The following is a 15,794-nucleotide window of genomic DNA, read 5'->3' on the forward strand; positions in this document are numbered from 1 at the left end:
GCCATGGCCCGGCACAATGGCCATCCCTCGAACGCCAGAAGCAGCTGGCTCGAACGCATCGCGCTGCCATCCGGTGTCCACGCCGACGCCATGCCGCTGCTTGCCGGCCGCGCGCTGCGTGGCATCTGCGATGGCTATGTTGCCGTGCTGTTGCCGTCCTACCTGCTGGCACTCGGCTTCGACTCGATGGCGGTCGGGCTCATCAGCAGCGCGACCCTGATCGGCTCCGCCCTCGCCACGATCCTGATCGGACTCGTCGGGCACCGCTACCCGCAACGCCGCCTGATGATGCTGGCGGCTGCCCTGATGTTTGCAACTGGCCTCGGCTTTGCGGGTTTCTCCACGCTGTGGCCGCTTCTGATGATCGCCTTCGTCGGCACGCTCAACCCCGGGTCCGGCGATGTCAGTATCTTCCTGCCGCTGGAACATGCGCGGCTGGCGGAATCGGCAACGCCCGACACCCGGACGGCGCTGTTCGCCCGCTACGGCCTGATCGGCGCATTCTCATCCGCCTTCGGGGCACTGGCGGCGGCGATACCGGCATGGCTGGCCGGGCAATCCCCGCTGTCGCTACTCGATGCGATGCGCCTGATGTTCGTTTTCTACGGGATCATTGGGTTGCTGCTGTGGCGTCTGTATGCGCGCGTGCATGCCGCTCAGCCTCATGGCGCTGCGACCGCGGCTAGAACACCACTGGGTCCTTCCCGTCCGATCGTGTTACGGCTGGCCATGTTGTTCAGCGTAGACGCGTTCGCTGGCGGGCTCGTCGTCAATTCGCTGCTGTCGCTGTGGCTGATGCAGCGTTTCGGCCTGAGTCCGGCCGCGACCGGCCAGTTCTTCTTCGTGGCGGGGGTGCTGACGACGTTCTCGCAACTCGCTGCGGTGCCGCTGGCGCGAAAGATCGGCCTGCTCAATACGATGGTGTTCACGCATATTCCGTCCAGCCTGTGCCTGATCGCAGCCGCCTTTGCACCCACGCTGGCGCTTAGCCTGGCACTGCTGCTGGCTCGCAGCGCGCTGTCGCAAATGGATGTGCCGACCCGGACGGCCTATGTGATGGCCGTTGTCACCCCGCCTGAACGGGCGGCCGCTGCAAGCCTGACCGCGGTGCCGCGCAGCCTGACCGCGGCACTCAGTCCTGCGCTCGCCGCCGCGTTGATGGCCTACGGCTTTACCAGCACGCCGCTGGTCGCCTGCGGCCTGCTGAAGATCGCCTACGACCTCGCCATGCTGCGCTCGTTCCGTCGCGTCAAGCCGCTCAACTGATCCAGCGGACCCGTAAACTGCGGGAGACCGGGATTACCGCGACATTATCATCTGCCCCATGAACGCCTCGATCTGCGGCAGCGTCACGTAGCCGGTCCGCTGCGCGTCGATCTGGTCGAAGTGCTTGGCGACCATCGGCATGCCGGCGGCCGCCTGCTCGCGCGTCAGCTTGCCGTCGTGCGTGGTATTTGCACTGGCGAAGCGGCCTTGCAGTTGCTGCATCGCACGCTCCACCCGGGGGTTGGCGGCGGCAGCGGGCATGTCAGCGCTTTGCGCTAACGCACCGGCGGAAACCAGGCACATGGCGGCTACTGCAATCATCTTCTTCATGGTGTTTCTCCGTTTGGCCGGCCTCTGCCGGCGTTGTGAACTCAGGTTCGCGGATACGCATACCGCACCCGCGCAGTGGCCCGGGAATATCACCGCACCAGGTAGACCGGGCGGGATGCGACGTAGACGGTACGCGGCAGCGGCGTGGCTTTCACGACTACCGTCGGCAGCGGCGCCGAGGCCACGACCACCTTGGGTGCAGGCTTGACCACCACCTTGGGCGGCGGCGCAACCACCACCGCCGGCGGACGGACATACACGCTGGCCGGGGCGACCACCACCGTCGAGGCGAAGGCCTGGCTGCTTGCCAGCAGGACCAGCGTACCGGCGGCAGCGCCAAGGAAGCGGGGAATGCGGAGGTATTTGGAGAAGCGCGAGGTCATCACAAGTCCTTCAGGTTCGGTTTCAGCCGGCCGGTGCAGCGCGGCAACGGACCGAACTATAGGTCGGGGCCTGGCGAATTTCGACGCGGAAAACATGTCGCGGTGTTACACGACGGCAGCCCCGTCAGGCATGACATGCGCCGACATATTTCCCACATGGCGCCGGCAGCGATCGGCCACTACATTTGCCTCACCGACGCAGCAATGCCGCTCCCCGCAAAGCAAGGCGTCACCACTCACCCCACAGGACGATCATGCACAGCCTCCACAAGATCACCCTTCTCGCCACAGTCTTCGTCGTGGCGATCTCACTGGTCGAAGCCTTCTTCCTGGCGCGCAGGACTCGCCAGCAAGGCAAGGCCTACCCCTGGCACGAAATGGGACTGTCGCTGGCCGACATGGCCGGACGCAAGCTGATGGCACTGCTGCCGCTGTCCCTGGCCACGCCGATCTTCGCGCTCGCCTGGCAACACCGGATCTTCACCGTTGAGATCAACAGCGCGCTGGCCGTGCTGCTGCTCTTCCTCGGACAAGAGTTCTGCTACTACTGGTACCACCGCGCCTCGCACCGCATCCGCTTCTTCTGGGCGACGCACGCGGTGCACCACTCGCCGAACGAACTGACGCTGGGCACCGCCTATCGCCTCGGCTGGACCGGCAAGATCCTCGGCGCGTCGATGTTCTTTGCCCCGCTGGTCTGGCTTGGTGTTCGTCCGGAGGTCGTGCTGTCCACGCTGAGCCTGAACCTGCTGTACCAGTTCTGGCTGCACACCACCTGGATTCCCAAGCTGGGCTGGTTCGAAAAAGTGTTCAACACCCCGTCGTCGCACCGCGTGCACCATGCCTCGAACGTGGATTACCTGGATGCCAACTACGGCGGCGTGCTGATCATCTTTGACCGCCTGTTCGGCACCTACGTGGAAGAACGTGAAGACGAACCGTGCCGCTACGGCCTGGTCCACCGCACCACCACGCACAACCCGTTCGTCAACCAGTTCGAACACTGGATCGGCCTGGGCAAGGACATGATCAACGCCGGCAGCCTGCTGAATGCGCTCGGTTACCTGCTGATGCCTCCGGGCTGGGCACCGGACGGGAAGGGTCAGACGACGGAGGTCCTGCGGCAGCAGCAAGCCATGGAGCGCGCGGTGCCGGTCAGTGCGAGGTAACAGGCAGGATGGAGGAGATGAAGCGGGCAGCGCAGGCTGCCCGCTTTTTTTGTTCTTCGACGAGTTCCGCCGAGATCGGCCGCCCATCGCTGATCGGGCAGCAGGCTCACCTGCTGGGCGCGCTGGTCGCGTCGACGTATTTGCTGGTCAAGCGACGCCCAATCAGGCCGCCGCCAGCGACGAACACCAGCGCCACACCGAGATTCCAAAGCAGGATCATCGCGCTGGCATCCAGGGGATGAATGACTGAAAGGACCGCTGCCGTCATCGCGGCTACCGCGAGCGCCGCGGACATTGCCTGGGACGACATACCCACATTCTGCTTCACTGGAAATCGCCTGTCGCGCATCTTGAAATTTTCAGGGATGCGTAACCTTTGGTCGCCTCAGACCGAATTTCCTGACACGGCTCGGATCCGGGGCCGCAACCTTCAGGAGATTGCAACATGAACAAGCATGCATTGGCAGCCTCGACCTTGTCGTCCGCGCTGGGCCTCGCGCTTGCCATGATCGCCGTGCCCGCGCAGGCGCAAGCCACGAAGGACATGAGTGCGATGCCGCAGGTCGTCAAGGACAACATGGCGAGGATGGAAAAAGGCAAGCTGGAAAAGTGCTACGGCATCAATGCTGTCGCCAGGAACGACTGCGCGGAGGGTGTCCATTCCTGCGCTGGACAAGCCACCCAGGCGCGTGATGCCAAGTCGTTCGTGCTGCTTCCCGCGGGCGATTGCAGCAAAATCCAGGGCGGCAAGCTGAAAGCCTCCTGAGGCCGGCGACCATGGCTGCCCTCCATCAACACGGGCCGGGCCTGATCCCGCTGCGCGCCGGGGTCGGGCTGCGTTTCCGGCATCACCAGGCGGTGCTGGAGGAGCACCCTCCGATTGCGTGGTTTGAGGTGCATACGGAAAACTACATGGGCGGTGGCCGCGCGCCACGTTGCCTGGAGGCCATCCGCTCCGACTATCCGCTCTCGCTGCACGGCGTGGGCCTGTCCCTTGGCAGTGCCGAGGGGCTCGACCCGGCCCATCTGGCGCGCGTGTGCCAGGTGGTCGAGAGGCTGGAACCCGGCCTGGTATCGGAACATCTTTCCTGGAGCATCGCGGGGGGCAAGTACCTTGCCGACCTGCTGCCGCTGCCGATGACCGAAGAGGCCCTGGCGGTGGTATGCCGGCATGTCGACCAAGTCCAGGGCGCTTTGCGACGCAGCATCCTGCTCGAGAATCCGTCTACCTACTTCCAGTTCCGTCATTCGACCATTCCGGAGTGGGAGTTCCTCGCCGAAGTGGCGCGGCACACCGGGTGCGGCATCCTGTGTGACGTCAATAATATCTTTGTCAGCGCTAGCAATCATGGATGGGATGCCATGACATACCTGCGCGCGCTGTCGCCGGCCGCCATCGGCGAAATCCACCTGGCCGGCCACAGCATGCTGCAACTCGGACAGGGACAGGTCGTGTGCATCGACGACCACGGCTCGCGGGTGGTGCCACCGGTGTGGGCGTTGTATGAGGCCGCGCTTGGGTTGTTCGGGCCAGTGCCGACGCTGATCGAATGGGATACGGATGTGCCGCCGCTCGACGTGCTGAGGGATGAGGCGCGTATTGCAGAGGCAGCCTTGGAGAGACAGCGGCATGCAATCCGATCTGCCATCGCTGCTTGATCTGCAGCACGCGTTCGCCAACGCGTTGAGGAATGCTGGCGACGGTCGCGCCTCGTCATCCGTGACCGCTGGCGCGCTTGCGCCGCAGGATCGGGTTGGCATCTACCGGAACACGTCCACCGCCACGCTGGTGGCCGCGCTGCGCCTGTCATATCCGGCGGTGCAGGCCCTGGTGGGGCCGGAGTTCTTCGAAGGCGCGGCCCGGCTGTTCATCGAAGCAGAGCCCCCGCGCAGCGCATGGCTGGATGCGTATGGCGAGGGGTACCCCGTTTTCCTGGCGCGCCTGCCCGAGGCCGCAGCAATCCCTTACGTGCCGGACGTCGCCCGCCTTGACTGGGCCGTGAATTCGGTGTTGCACGCGCCGGACGCCATGCCGCTTGACCTGGGCCGTTTGGCGGAACTGGACATGGCCGTGGCCGGCGAGATCTGTTTTGTGGCACACCCTGCGGTGCGCCTCGTGCAAGCCGATTCTCCTGTCGACGTCATCTGGCGGGCGGTGCTGATGCGCGACGACCGGGCGCTGGGGCTTGTCGACCTTGCATCGGGCCCGGTCAGCCTGCTGGTGCGCCGGGCATCCGCCGGCATCGACGTCGACCGGATCCATGCCTGGCAATGGCAATTCGCAGGGGCCTTGCTGGCCGGCGCTCCACTGCACATCGCACTTGGCGCTGCCTCGCCGGCTGACGCTCACGCGTGGCTGGCCCCCCTGCTGTGCGCTGGCTGTTTCACCGGATTCGGCCCCGCGCCATGCGCCTGATCTGACTATCGCGGAGCGTTCGGCATGACACATATCACGCACTCAGCCCGGTCCTCGTTCACGCTCGGCGCGCATTTCCGGCGCGCGGTGGGCTGGCTGGATCGAATTCCGTACTCGGCTCTCGCCGTCCCACTGCGCGTCGCGGTGGCCACTGTCTTCTGGCATTCGGCCATGGCCAAGCTGGCGAACCTGGAGACGGCTTTCGAACTTTTCCGCGAAGAATACCGGCTGCCGTTGCTGCCACCCGAAGTGGCTGTCTACCTGGCCGTGTCCGTCGAGCTGACCGCGCCAGTGCTGCTGCTCCTCGGCCTGGCAACCCGGCTCGCAGCACTGGTACTGTTGTGCATGACGGCAGTGATACAGCTCTTCGTCTATCCACAGGCATGGCCGACGCATATCCAGTGGGGAGCGATGCTGTTGGTATTGCTGGCGCGGGGTGCGGGGACCCTTTCGGCCGATTGGCTGATCCGGCGGCATGCCATGTGCACTGGGGAGCAATGAACCGCGTGGACCGCTTGGTGATGTGCAGTTTCTTGCAAGGGAGGGGCGATGCGAGACGTCATCCTGGAATCCGTTCTGACTTGTCCGCATTGCGGTTGGGCACAGCAGGAGACGATGCCGACGGATGCCTGCGTGTTCTTCTATGAGTGTGCAAACTGCAAGACGCTGCTGAAGCCCGCTCCTGGTGACTGCTGCGTGTTCTGCTCGTTCGGGACAGTCAGGTGTCCGCCGGCGCAACAAGGACACTGCTGTGAAGGAAAGTTCTGATGTGAAACGTCTGCCGCAGAACGCGACGAGGATGAGGTCGTCCGTCGGATCATCCCCTTCACGGATATCTGTGATGAACCCTTTCTTTATTACACTGAACGTTCGGCTCAACACGTTACCCCGCTTCCGGAGATACACCCATGAAGGCCTGGATTGCAAAGGCAGTTGGAGCGCTTGGCTGTGCCATGGCCTTGCTTGCGGGTCCGGCGAGCGGCGCCGAGCCGGCCACGCTGGTCATTTCGGCTGGTATGCAGCAATGCAGCTGGACGGCCGATGCGCTGCTAAAGGACCGTCGGCTCACCAACGTGACGGTCGACGATGACAACCTGAAACGCCGCCTGACATTCAAGGCGATCCCGATGGCCTCCCTGTTGCGCGGCATGCCTGCGGAAGCCGGCGCGACTGCCACGACAGCGGCCAGCGATGGCTATGTCTCTCACCTGCCGCTGCGTATGCTGCTGGCCGATAGTGCCGACGAGCCGCGGGCCTGGCTGGCCGTGGAAAATCCTGCACGGCCGTGGCCGAAGCTCAAGGGCCAGGGCATCGGCCCGTTTCGGCTGATCTGGACGCTGCCGTCGGGGGGCGCCGCATCCGTGGTCAATGAAAGCCACTGGACCTACAACATCGCGCGCATCGATATCACCGCATCGCCCGCGGAGCGCTTTGCGGCCATCCGCCCTGCCTCCGACCAGCCGGCCGATGGCCCGGTCATGCGCGGCTTCGCGACCTTCCAGCGGGTCTGCTTCTCATGCCACTCGCTGAACAAGGTGGGCGATGCCCACCTCGGCCCGGATCTCAATGTGCCGCACAGCGCGGTGGAGTACATGGGCGACGACAAACTGGCCAGCCTGATCCGCGACCCGCAGTCACTACGCTGGTGGCCGGGCGCGCGCATGCCGGCCATCGACGAAAGGACGCTATCGGATGCCGACCTGAAGGACCTGCTGGCGTACCTGCATCATATGGCCGGGCGCAAGGGCTCCTGAGGCCAGGGTTGCGTCAGGTCTTCTCCGGCATGGCCGACGAATGATGGCTTGTGATCAGCCATTGCGAACCGCCAGGCAAGCAATGCAGGTCAGCTTCATGGCTAGCTCCCTGGATTTTATGGTGAGAGCCAGAATGCACGCAATGCGGTATGGACTATCCCGCCGGGGTTAGCCATGTCTGCATCGTGCCGGCGCAGTGGGGACAAAAGCGGGGATAAAAGCGGCGACAAGCCACGCGACAAAGCGCCCCATTTAAGCGCCGCCATAATACAGGCGACCGGTGCTAAGCCTGCGCGGCCCCTGCCCGAAGGTCCGTCATGATCTGCTCGGCAAGGAAATCGCAAGGCGGCCGCTTGGACTTTGCGCTTCGGGCAAGGATAAGCTCGAGCGGCGGCAGGTCGGGCAGCCCATGGGCCTGGCCAAGCACGGCCAGTTGTGGCGGGATCGCGCATCGGGCCAACGCCGCGACGGCCAGGCCAGCCTCGACCATGCTGAGCAAACCCAGCAGGCTTGGGCTCTCGTACGACGTTCGATGCGCAATCCGTGCTCGATCCAGGCTGCGGATCGCGTTCTCGCGCGCCACGCTACCCGGCATGAACACGGCGATGGGCAACGGCCTGTCCTCCCACACTTGCGGCCCGTTCGTCATGGCGGCCCATGCCATCGGCTCGTAACGGATGAAGTCGCCCGACAAGCCCTTCACGCGTGTGCCGCAGACAAGGTCGACGGTGCCGTCCTTGACCAGTGGCGCGAGCGCGCTGCTGGGCAGGCCGACTACCTGGATCTGCACTTTCGGGTACGTCGTCGAGAACTTCTTCAACACCGATGGCAGCAGCGATGATGCGTAGTCGTCGGGCACCCCGATCGCTACCTTGCCCGTCACCTCCGGCCGTACCACGGCGGCCCAGGCTTCGTCGTGCAGGGCCAGCATCCGCCGGGCGAAGCCCAGCAGCACTTCACCCTCGTGCGTAAGCACGATGCTGCGGGGCCGCCGCACGAACAGGGGCCGGCCCAGCGCTTCCTCGAGTGCCTTGATTTGCATGCTGACGGCGGACTGCGAACGGTTCACCGCCTCGGCGGCGCGCGTCATGTTGCCGGTCTCGGCGACGGCGACTACCGTAGCCAGGACATCGTGGTCAAGCATCTTCATAGCTATCAGGAAAACTGAATACAACAATCAATATTATGCGTTTTTCTTCTTGAGAACGGCGTGCGATATTTGGCAACAGCAAACAAAAACGTGGACCGCAACCTTGCACCACGTCTTGACCGCGGGATTTCGGTATCCGCCTTCCGAGCATGGACAACAAAGCCGCTTCGCTACTCGTCGACCACCCGCTACGCGCCTCCCTCGTCGCTGAATTGCACGCCCGCCCCTTTCTCCGGCTCAGCGGCAGCGTGTCACTGACCCACTATGCGATCTATTCGGACGAGGATCCTGCGATCCACGAGTATCTCGTTCGTACCTTGTGCGAACAGACCGGCATGGCGCTGCCCACGGACGGGGTCACGCACCACGCCGTGCAATCGCCCTTCGGCTGGCACTTGAAATGGGAGCGGCACACCGAGTTCTCCACCTTCACGTTCGTCAGTCCGCGCGACGACACGGACTACTTCAATGACCTCGCCATCCATGGGGTTCCGGCGGATTGGCTGAGCCTGCTGGCGGGCAAGCGCTTTCATGCGGTCCGGATGGAATTGCTGTCGGGAAACGCCGCGGCCGCAGTCAGCGCGGACTTGCGCCACTGGCTCGACGGGCCGGTTCTCGTCGGCAGCGATGTCCTGGGCGGCGGCAAGGTCTACTGCGACTGGAATGTGCGGGCCGACGGCTATATGCGCATCCTTGCGATCGACGAGGACTTCCGCGAGGAACAGGGCGGCAGGCTGCTGCAGCGGCTCTACGAGATCGAGACGTATCGCATGATGGCGTTGCTGGCGTTGCCGGTCGCACGCAGCCTTGGCCGGGAACTCGACGACATTCACGCGTCGCTCCAGCAACTGATGCGGGCCATGGACGCCCGTCGCGCCGGCGACGACGATGCGGAACTGCTGGACAGGCTCACCGAACTGGCCGTGCGCGTGGAATCGCTGTCCGGGCACAGCGGACGCTTCAGCGCGTCGCGTGCGTATGAGCGAATCGTGCTGGCGCGGATCCAGGAGCTGCGGGAACAGCGGATCGAAGGCATGCCGACGATCTCGGAATTCATGGAGCGGCGTTTCGGACCCGCCATGGAGACGTGCCGCAGCGTCTGGTCACGCCACGAACAGATCGCGGCACGGGTCGCACGTGCCGTCGACCTGCTCCGCACCCGCGTCAACCTGACCCAGGAGCGTGACGTCACCCGGCTGCTGGCCGGACTGGACCGTACCGCGCGGAACCAGCTGCATCTGCAGCATGCCGTCGAGGGGCTGTCAGTGGCCGCGATCTCGTATTACGTACTGTCCATCGCCGCAGCGGGGTTGAAGGCGCTGCATGTCGTGAAACTGCCGGTCGACCCCGAGTTGGCCGAAGGCTTGCTGATCCTGCCCGTGGTGCTGATCGTGTTCGGCATCATCAAACGCAGCCGGACCCAGAAATCCCACGATGGCGTTGCCCAGGCAAGCCGCGCCTGAAACGTAGTCGACCTGAAGCGCTTATTACCGAGACACGCATATGAACGCCACCACGAGCATTGACCCGCCTCCCATATCGTTGCCTGCGGCAACCCGGCAAGCGCCGCAGCCCGGGCCGCATTGGGTGAGCCAGCAGAAAACACCCACGGAAGTGCTGACGGACAACTCGAACGACCGGCCAGACGTCGCGACGATCGCGATTCTTGGCTACAACTGACGCAAAAAAACGCCCGCCCGGAAACCGGGCGGGCAAGTACTGCCTCTCCTTACCTCTTACTGCGTCGATTTCACCTTCCGTCGCGCGCTTCAGCGCGCCGCCGCCTTCATCCTCACAGCCACCGCATCCGCCGCGGCCGGGGTACGGTTAGCCAGCCCCAGCACCACCTGCCAGGCAAACGACACCGCGCCGACGATAAACACCACGTCGCCGAACGTGCGCACCCAGCGCAGCGTCTGCAGGATAGGCTGCTGCATGAACTCCTCGCTGCGCGAGTACCACGTGCCATGCTCGACGCTGGCCAGGAACTGGATGATGCCGACGGGCAGCAGGCTGGTGCCGATCATCAGTACCAGGCCGGCGTTCAGGCCCCAGAAGGCGGTCTTCATCAGCGCCGGGCTCAGCCGGTACGCCGGCCGCACGTAGCGCAGCACCAGCAGCGTGAAGCCCAGTGCCAGGAAGCCATAGACCCCGAACAGCGCCGCATGGGCGTGGACCGGCGTGGTGTTCTGGCCCTGGATGTAGTACAGCGCGATCGGCGGGTTGATCATGAAGCCGAATACGCCGGCGCCCAGCATGTTCCAGAACGCCACCGCGACGAAGCACATTAGCGGCCACTTCAGGTCCGCCATCCACGGCGCGCGCTGCTTCAGGCTCCAGTTCTCCCAGGCCTCATGGCCCAGCACGATCAGCGGCACCACTTCCAGCGCGCTGAACGCGGCGCCGACCGCCATCACCGGCGTGGTGGTGCCGGCAAAGTACAGGTGGTGGAAGGTGCCGGGGATGCCGCCGAGCATGAACAGCGATGCCGAGGCCAGGCTGGCCGCGGTCGCCATCGGGCGCGACACCAGCCCCAGCGTGGCGAAGATAAAGGCCAGCGCGGTGGTGGCGAAGACCTCGAAGAAGCCTTCCACCCACAGGTGCACCACCCACCAGCGCCAGTACTCCATCACCGTCAGGCTGGTGCGCTCGCCGTAGGCCAGGCCCGCGCCGTAGAACAGGCCGATCGCCACCACCGACGAGGTCAGCAGCGCCAGCAGGTTGCGGTCGGTGCCGCGCGCGCGCAGCGCCGGCAGGATGCCGCGCATCATCAGCACGAGCCAGATCAGGATGCCGGCGAACTTGCCGATCTGCCACAGCCGGCCCAGGTCGACATATTCATAGCCCTGGTGGCCCAGCCAGAAGTTCAGGTGCGGCGGCAGCTTCTGCGCAATCGCCAGGTAGTTGCCCGCAAACGAGCCCACCACCACGACCACCAGCGCCCAGAACAGGACATCGACGCCGAGCCGCTGGAACTTCGGGTCCTTGCCGCCGTTGATCAGCGGCGCCAGGAACAGGCCAGCGGCCAGGAAGCCCGTGGCGATCCAGAACAACGCGCTCTGGATATGCCAGGTGCGCACCAGCGCGTACGGGAACCACTGCGATACGTCGATGCCATAGAACTTCTGCCCCTCGACGGTGTAGTGCGCGGTAAAGCCGCCCAGGAACACCTGGAACACGAACAGCGCCACCACCAGGAACAGGTACTTGCCCAGCGCGCGCTGCGACGGGGTCAGCGCCACCGACAACAGCGGGTCGCGCGCGGGCGCCTGCGGCGGCGTCTCTTCCTTGCCGCGCAGGAAGGCCCACGCCCACACCAGGAAGCCCACGCCGGCCAGCAGCACCACCACGCTGATCACCGACCACACCACGTTTTCGCTGGTCGGCTTGTTGCCGATCAGCGGCTCATGCGGCCAGTTGTTGGTGTAGGTGGCTTCATGCCCGGGACGCGCGGTCGAGGCGACCCATGCGGTCCAGAAGAAGAACTGTGTCAGCTGCTGGCGCCGCTCGGCGCTGGGCAGCGTGTTCTCCTTCATGGCGTAGTGATCGCGCGTGGTGTGCAGTGCCGGCGCGTCGGAGAAGAGCTGGTCGTAGTAGGCCGCGGTGTTGGCGATGGCCTGCGCGCGGCGCTTCGACACGGTCAGCACGTTGGTGGCCGGATCGGTGGCGTTGCCGCGGTATTCCGTGCGCAACTGCTCGCGCAGCGCGGCCTGTTCGGGCGCGGCCAGCTTGGCGTACGGACGGCCGTACGTGTCCTGCGCCGCCAGTTCGAGCCACGCGGTCAGTTCGCGGTGCAGCCAGTCGGCGGTCCAGTCCGGCGCCTGGTAGGCGCCATGGCCCCAGATCGAGCCGAGCTGCATGCCGCCCACCGACTGCCAGGCGGTCTGGCCGTCCAGGATCTCGTCGCCAGTGAACAGGGTGCGGCCTTCGGCCGTGACCACCTTGGCCGGCATTGGCGGGGCCTGCCGGTATACCTCGACGCCGTAGTAGCCGAGCAGGGAGAAAGTGACCGCCAGCACGGCGATCAGCATGAACCAGAGTCTGCGGTAGGAACCCATGATGCGAAGTCGTTTGGTTGTGATGGCTGGTGCGCGGCTCAGGCGTGGCCCGCGCAGCCGCAACCGGTGGCTGGCACGGTGGCGGCCACCGTGGCGGCCACTGCGGCGTTCTCGAACAGCACGTTGTTTTCCAGGTGGATGTGTTCCATCAGGTCTTCGCGCAGCGCGCGCAGGCCCAGGTAAAGCGCGCGCCAGGTATTGCAGGCCGCGCGCGGCAGCGTGATGTCGTTGGTCAGGTCGGCTACCCGCTGCAGCGCCACGCCATGGTCGTCATGCTCCATGCGCATCACCGCGATCGGGCGGCCGGCGGCGGCCTGCATGCCGCGCGTCAGCATCGGGAACAGCACCTGCTCTTCCTTCTGCATATGGGTTTCCAGCTCGCCGAGCATGCCGGCCAGGTGGTCGGCCAGGCCGACCGGGCAATCCGGCCGGTCGCCGTGGACCTGCTCGACCCGGCTTGCGAGCCGGATCAGTTCGGGCAACTGCTCGCGGTGACGAGCGTGGAAGCGCGTCAAAATATGGTCGATCAGCGCGGCCGGCGTCGCGGTGTTCCAGTCCTGTCCGGCGGGTGCGGCGTCGTCGTGCAGGGCATGCAGCCGCGCTTCGATGCTGTCGATGGCGGCGGCATCGAGGCCTTTTTCGAGCGCGGCATCGCGCAGGGTCTGCTTGCCCCCGCAGCAGAAGTCGAGCGCGTAGTCATGGAAGATGCGCGTCGCGCCGGGGATGCGGCGGGCCAGCTGGCCGAGCGATTGGTCCTGGTAGGTCATGAGGTGCTCCTGTGTGGGAAGTTGCGTCCGCATGACATGACGCGAGGAGCGTGCCTGAAAAAAACCATTCCAGATCAAAGGGTTGTCACACGGATGGTTCTAAATACCCTAGACTGTTCGTGGTACTAATCACCCCAACTGGTGTTTTTCACCATGACGACTTCCGCGATCGTTCCCGAGCTGCTGGCCGACCTGGTGGCCGACCTGCCCCACGCCGTGCGCCTGCAGCGCCTGGTCAGCGGCCTGCGGGCGCATTTCCGCTGCGGCGCCGTGGCGCTGCTGCGGCTGGAAGAAGACCACCTGCGCCCGATGGCGGTGGATGGCCTGGTCGGCGACGCGCTGGGCCGGCGCTTCGCCGTCGGCCTGCATCCGCGCCTGGCGGCAATCCTGGCGCGGCGCGACGTGACCTGTTTCCATCACGACAGCGTGCTGCCAGACCCGTACGACGGCCTGATCGACGAGCACGTGGGCGAGCCGCTGCCGGTGCATGACTGCATGGGCACCAGCCTGGAGGTCGAAGGGCAGCCATGGGGTGTGCTCACGCTCGATGCGCTCGCCGTGGGCACCTTCGACGCCGCCGCGCAGGCCGAGCTGCAGCGGCTCACCGTGGTGGTCGAGGCGGCGATCCGCACCACCCGGCTCGAGGCCGAGATCCTGGCGCTGCAGGTGGCACGGGGCAAGCCCGTTGCCGACGAAGGCACGGCCGGCGCCGGCGACATCACCGGCGAGATCGTCGGCCAGAGTCCGGCCATCGCCAACCTGCTGCACGAGCTGGAGGTGGTTGCCGATACCGAGCTGCCGGTGCTGCTGCTGGGCGAGACCGGCGTCGGCAAGGAGCTGTTCGCGCACCGGCTGCACCGTCAGTCGCGCCGGCGCGCGCAGCCGCTGGTGCACGTCAACTGCGCGGCGCTGCCCGAGTCGCTGGCCGAGAGCGAGCTGTTCGGCCACGCCCGCGGCGCCTTTTCCGGCGCCACCGGCGAACGCCCGGGCCGCTTCGAGGCCGCCGACGGCGGCACGCTGTTCCTCGATGAAGTGGGCGAGCTGCCGCTGTCGATCCAGGCCAAGCTGCTGCGCACGCTGCAGAACGGCGAGATCCAGCGGCTGGGCTCGGACCGGCCGCGCCGCGTCAACGTGCGCGTGATCGCCGCCACCAACCGCAACCTGCGCGAACATGTGCGCGACGGCTCGTTCCGCGCCGACCTGTACCACCGGCTGTCGGTCTACCCGATCCCGATCCCGCCGCTGCGCGAGCGCGGCAACGATGTGCTGCTGCTGGCCGGGCGCTTCCTGGAACTGAACCGCGCCCGCCTGGGCCTGCGCAGCCTGCGCCTGGCGCCGGCGGCGCAGGATGCGCTGCGGCGCTATCGCTGGCCCGGCAACGTGCGCGAGCTCGAGCACGTGCTCAGCCGCGCCGCGCTGCGCGCGGTCAGCCGGGGCGCCGGCCGCAACGACATCGTCACGCTGGAAACGGAGCTGCTCGACCTGGACGGACTCGATGCGCCTCCGCCAGCGCTGGCGGAGGCGACATGCGCCTCACTGCCAGCGATCGTCCCCGGCACCAGCCTGCGCGAGGCCGTCGACCAGACCCAGCGCGCGTGCATCGAACAGGCACTGCAGGCCCACGGCGGCAACTGGGCGCAGGCGGCGCGGCAGCTCGGCGTCGATGCCAGCAACCTGCACAAGCTGGCCAGGCGCCTGGGCTGCAAGTAAGTTGGCAAGTGAGGAGGCAAATGAGGGCGCGGGCGGCATTGGGATGGCAAAGGTCGCCTGGCCTGCCTAAGCTAGTCAGGCGTCGTTTGCAGTGCAGCATGCATGTGGTGCCCTCACCACCCTGCGGTGGCGCGCCCTGTGGACCCGTACCGGAGATGCCCATGATGATGACCGCAACGCAAGCCTTCTGGCCTGCCTGGCCCGCCTGGCCCTTCCCTGCCGTCTTCACGGCAGGCTTTGCCAGCCTGCAACAGTTCCAGTCCATCCAGGCAGACCTGGCCGAGAACTGGCGCCGCATGGCCGAGCTGAACCTGGAATTTGCCAGCAACATGGCCGAGGAACTGCGCTTCGACGCCGTGGGCATGCTGGTGGAACAGGACCCCGAGACCCTGTACGCGCGCGAGATCGCCTGCGAGCTGCCGCTGCTGGGCGGGCCGCTGCACTATGCCTCGGCCATGCTGGAACTGTTGGCCCGCGCCCAGCAGAAGTGGATCGATGGCTGGGGCCACCTGTTCATGCAGGGCCCGCTGACTGACTGGACCGCGGGCGCGAAGGCCGTCACCGACATTCCCTCCTGGCTGATCCGCGAGACACCGCGTCCGAGCGCGAGCTGAACCGGCACGAGCGCCGTGGCGTTGCGCGCCGGGTGGCTCGCGCCTGGCCGCGGCCAATTTTTTTCCTGCGCGGCTTGCCATGACAACGCGCGCGCACCGGTATCATGCAGATCATGACACCCCGATTCGCCATCCCCGCCGTCCCGGCTGGCGGATCTCCACACAGGACTGGTTCAG

General features: G+C 65.8%; 18 protein-coding genes. 12 read left to right on the forward strand and 6 right to left on the reverse strand.

The annotated features are described in order from the left end of the window. The first annotated feature begins 3 nt into the window (after positions 1-3). Positions 4-1,266: an MFS transporter gene (locus tag E0W60_RS05095; protein ID WP_135703231.1), complete on the forward strand. Its 1,263-nt coding sequence runs from the start codon at positions 4-6 to the stop codon at positions 1,264-1,266. A gap of 33 nt (positions 1,267-1,299) precedes the next feature. On the opposite strand, the gene E0W60_RS05100 is transcribed toward E0W60_RS05095, so the two are convergent. Both E0W60_RS05100 and E0W60_RS05105 read right to left on the reverse strand, forming a co-directional pair. Next, positions 1,300-1,596 (reverse strand): EF-hand domain-containing protein, encoded by a 297-nt coding sequence (locus E0W60_RS05100; protein ID WP_135703232.1) that lies wholly within the window; start codon positions 1,594-1,596, stop codon positions 1,300-1,302. A gap of 89 nt (positions 1,597-1,685) precedes the next feature. Next, positions 1,686-1,979 carry a hypothetical protein gene (locus E0W60_RS05105; protein ID WP_135703233.1) on the reverse strand — a complete coding sequence of 98 codons (294 nt, stop codon included), beginning with the start codon at positions 1,977-1,979 and terminating at the stop codon, positions 1,686-1,688. Between the two features lie 254 nt (positions 1,980-2,233). Between E0W60_RS05105 and E0W60_RS05110 the strand changes: the two genes are divergently transcribed. Continuing rightward, the gene (locus tag E0W60_RS05110) at positions 2,234-3,148 is read left to right on the forward strand and encodes a sterol desaturase family protein (RefSeq protein ID WP_135703234.1); all 915 of its coding nucleotides are present in this window, start codon (positions 2,234-2,236) and stop codon (positions 3,146-3,148) included. Positions 3,149-3,254: 106 nt separating this feature from the next. On the opposite strand, the gene E0W60_RS37315 is transcribed toward E0W60_RS05110, so the two are convergent. Continuing rightward, the gene (locus tag E0W60_RS37315) at positions 3,255-3,476 is read right to left on the reverse strand and encodes a hypothetical protein (RefSeq protein WP_195430437.1); all 222 of its coding nucleotides are present in this window, start codon (positions 3,474-3,476) and stop codon (positions 3,255-3,257) included. A 117-nt stretch (positions 3,477-3,593) separates the two neighbouring features. Here E0W60_RS37315 and bufA1 point away from each other — a divergent pair, with 117 nt between their 5' ends. The 6 genes from bufA1 (at position 3,594) to E0W60_RS05145 (ending at position 7,318) form a co-directional block, all read left to right on the forward strand. After that, positions 3,594-3,914: a BufA1 family periplasmic bufferin-type metallophore gene (gene bufA1, locus E0W60_RS05120; RefSeq protein WP_135703236.1), complete on the forward strand. Its 321-nt coding sequence runs from the start codon at positions 3,594-3,596 to the stop codon at positions 3,912-3,914. A gap of 11 nt (positions 3,915-3,925) precedes the next feature. Next, positions 3,926-4,807 carry an MNIO family bufferin maturase gene (bufB, locus tag E0W60_RS05125; protein WP_135703237.1) on the forward strand — a complete coding sequence of 294 codons (882 nt, stop codon included), beginning with the start codon at positions 3,926-3,928 and terminating at the stop codon, positions 4,805-4,807. Next, positions 4,779-5,564 carry an HvfC/BufC N-terminal domain-containing protein gene (locus E0W60_RS05130; RefSeq protein ID WP_135703238.1) on the forward strand — a complete coding sequence of 262 codons (786 nt, stop codon included), beginning with the start codon at positions 4,779-4,781 and terminating at the stop codon, positions 5,562-5,564. The genes bufB and E0W60_RS05130 overlap by 29 nt, the downstream gene beginning before the upstream one ends. 24 nt (positions 5,565-5,588) lie before the next feature. Further along, complete coding sequence (locus tag E0W60_RS05135) at positions 5,589-6,065, forward strand: DoxX family protein (RefSeq protein WP_133095968.1); 477 nt, start codon at positions 5,589-5,591, stop codon at positions 6,063-6,065. Between the two features lie 48 nt (positions 6,066-6,113). Beyond that, complete coding sequence (locus E0W60_RS37450; RefSeq protein WP_133095969.1) at positions 6,114-6,332, forward strand: GDCCVxC domain-containing (seleno)protein; 219 nt, start codon at positions 6,114-6,116, stop codon at positions 6,330-6,332. Positions 6,333-6,472: 140 nt separating this feature from the next. After that, the gene (locus tag E0W60_RS05145; protein WP_135703239.1) at positions 6,473-7,318 is read left to right on the forward strand and encodes a cytochrome c; all 846 of its coding nucleotides are present in this window, start codon (positions 6,473-6,475) and stop codon (positions 7,316-7,318) included. Positions 7,319-7,601: 283 nt separating this feature from the next. Here the strand turns inward: E0W60_RS05145 and E0W60_RS05150 are convergent, their stop codons facing one another. Continuing rightward, on the reverse strand, positions 7,602-8,468 hold the full coding sequence (locus E0W60_RS05150) for a LysR family transcriptional regulator (protein ID WP_135703240.1): 867 nt from the start codon (positions 8,466-8,468) through the stop codon (positions 7,602-7,604). A gap of 149 nt (positions 8,469-8,617) precedes the next feature. On the opposite strand from E0W60_RS05150, the gene E0W60_RS05155 reads away from it, so the two are divergent. Together E0W60_RS05155 and E0W60_RS36960 are read left to right on the forward strand one after the other, a co-directional pair. Next, positions 8,618-9,931 (forward strand): DUF3422 family protein, encoded by a 1,314-nt coding sequence (locus E0W60_RS05155; protein WP_133095972.1) that lies wholly within the window; start codon positions 8,618-8,620, stop codon positions 9,929-9,931. Positions 9,932-9,971: 40 nt separating this feature from the next. Next, positions 9,972-10,148 carry a hypothetical protein gene (locus E0W60_RS36960; protein ID WP_167884554.1) on the forward strand — a complete coding sequence of 59 codons (177 nt, stop codon included), beginning with the start codon at positions 9,972-9,974 and terminating at the stop codon, positions 10,146-10,148. 89 nt (positions 10,149-10,237) lie between these two features. Here E0W60_RS36960 and E0W60_RS05160 read toward each other — a convergent pair whose 3' ends face one another. Both E0W60_RS05160 and ytfE read right to left on the reverse strand, forming a co-directional pair. Continuing rightward, on the reverse strand, positions 10,238-12,526 hold the full coding sequence (locus E0W60_RS05160; RefSeq protein ID WP_133095973.1) for a nitric-oxide reductase large subunit: 2,289 nt from the start codon (positions 12,524-12,526) through the stop codon (positions 10,238-10,240). 38 nt (positions 12,527-12,564) lie between these two features. Next, on the reverse strand, positions 12,565-13,293 hold the full coding sequence (gene ytfE, locus E0W60_RS05165; protein WP_135703241.1) for an iron-sulfur cluster repair protein YtfE: 729 nt from the start codon (positions 13,291-13,293) through the stop codon (positions 12,565-12,567). Between the two features lie 153 nt (positions 13,294-13,446). On the opposite strand from ytfE, the gene norR reads away from it, so the two are divergent. Together norR and E0W60_RS05175 are read left to right on the forward strand one after the other, a co-directional pair. Continuing rightward, entirely contained in the window at positions 13,447-15,003 is a 1,557-nt protein-coding gene (gene norR / locus E0W60_RS05170; RefSeq protein ID WP_135703242.1) for a nitric oxide reductase transcriptional regulator NorR, read from the forward strand. 161 nt (positions 15,004-15,164) lie between these two features. Beyond that, the gene (locus E0W60_RS05175; protein ID WP_240745844.1) at positions 15,165-15,617 is read left to right on the forward strand and encodes a polyhydroxyalkanoate granule-associated phasin; all 453 of its coding nucleotides are present in this window, start codon (positions 15,165-15,167) and stop codon (positions 15,615-15,617) included. The last annotated feature ends 177 nt before the right edge of the window (positions 15,618-15,794 follow it).

The sequence above is a fragment of the Cupriavidus oxalaticus genome (assembly GCF_004768545.1).
GTDB classification, from domain to species: domain Bacteria; phylum Pseudomonadota; class Gammaproteobacteria; order Burkholderiales; family Burkholderiaceae; genus Cupriavidus; species Cupriavidus oxalaticus_A.

Bases quoted from the DNA above. Each gene is read 5' to 3' on its own strand.
- E0W60_RS05095 (WP_135703231.1), top strand. From the start codon at position 4: ATGGCCCGGCACAATGGCCATCCCTCGAACGCCAGAAGCAGCTGGCTC.
- E0W60_RS05100 (WP_135703232.1), bottom strand. From the start codon at position 1,596: ATGAAGAAGATGATTGCAGTAGCCGCCATGTGCCTGGTTTCCGCCGGT.
- E0W60_RS05105 (WP_135703233.1), bottom strand. From the start codon at position 1,979: ATGACCTCGCGCTTCTCCAAATACCTCCGCATTCCCCGCTTCCTTGGC.
- E0W60_RS05110 (WP_135703234.1), top strand. From the start codon at position 2,234: ATGCACAGCCTCCACAAGATCACCCTTCTCGCCACAGTCTTCGTCGTG.
- bufA1 (WP_135703236.1), top strand. From the start codon at position 3,594: ATGAACAAGCATGCATTGGCAGCCTCGACCTTGTCGTCCGCGCTGGGC.
- bufB (WP_135703237.1), top strand. From the start codon at position 3,926: ATGGCTGCCCTCCATCAACACGGGCCGGGCCTGATCCCGCTGCGCGCC.
- E0W60_RS05130 (WP_135703238.1), top strand. From the start codon at position 4,779: ATGCAATCCGATCTGCCATCGCTGCTTGATCTGCAGCACGCGTTCGCC.
- E0W60_RS05135 (WP_133095968.1), top strand. From the start codon at position 5,589: ATGACACATATCACGCACTCAGCCCGGTCCTCGTTCACGCTCGGCGCG.
- E0W60_RS37450 (WP_133095969.1), top strand. From the start codon at position 6,114: ATGCGAGACGTCATCCTGGAATCCGTTCTGACTTGTCCGCATTGCGGT.
- E0W60_RS05145 (WP_135703239.1), top strand. From the start codon at position 6,473: ATGAAGGCCTGGATTGCAAAGGCAGTTGGAGCGCTTGGCTGTGCCATG.
- E0W60_RS05150 (WP_135703240.1), bottom strand. From the start codon at position 8,468: ATGAAGATGCTTGACCACGATGTCCTGGCTACGGTAGTCGCCGTCGCC.
- E0W60_RS05155 (WP_133095972.1), top strand. From the start codon at position 8,618: ATGGACAACAAAGCCGCTTCGCTACTCGTCGACCACCCGCTACGCGCC.
- E0W60_RS36960 (WP_167884554.1), top strand. From the start codon at position 9,972: ATGAACGCCACCACGAGCATTGACCCGCCTCCCATATCGTTGCCTGCG.
- E0W60_RS05160 (WP_133095973.1), bottom strand. From the start codon at position 12,526: ATGGGTTCCTACCGCAGACTCTGGTTCATGCTGATCGCCGTGCTGGCG.
- ytfE (WP_135703241.1), bottom strand. From the start codon at position 13,293: ATGACCTACCAGGACCAATCGCTCGGCCAGCTGGCCCGCCGCATCCCC.
- norR (WP_135703242.1), top strand. From the start codon at position 13,447: ATGACGACTTCCGCGATCGTTCCCGAGCTGCTGGCCGACCTGGTGGCC.
- E0W60_RS05175 (WP_240745844.1), top strand. From the start codon at position 15,165: ATGATGATGACCGCAACGCAAGCCTTCTGGCCTGCCTGGCCCGCCTGG.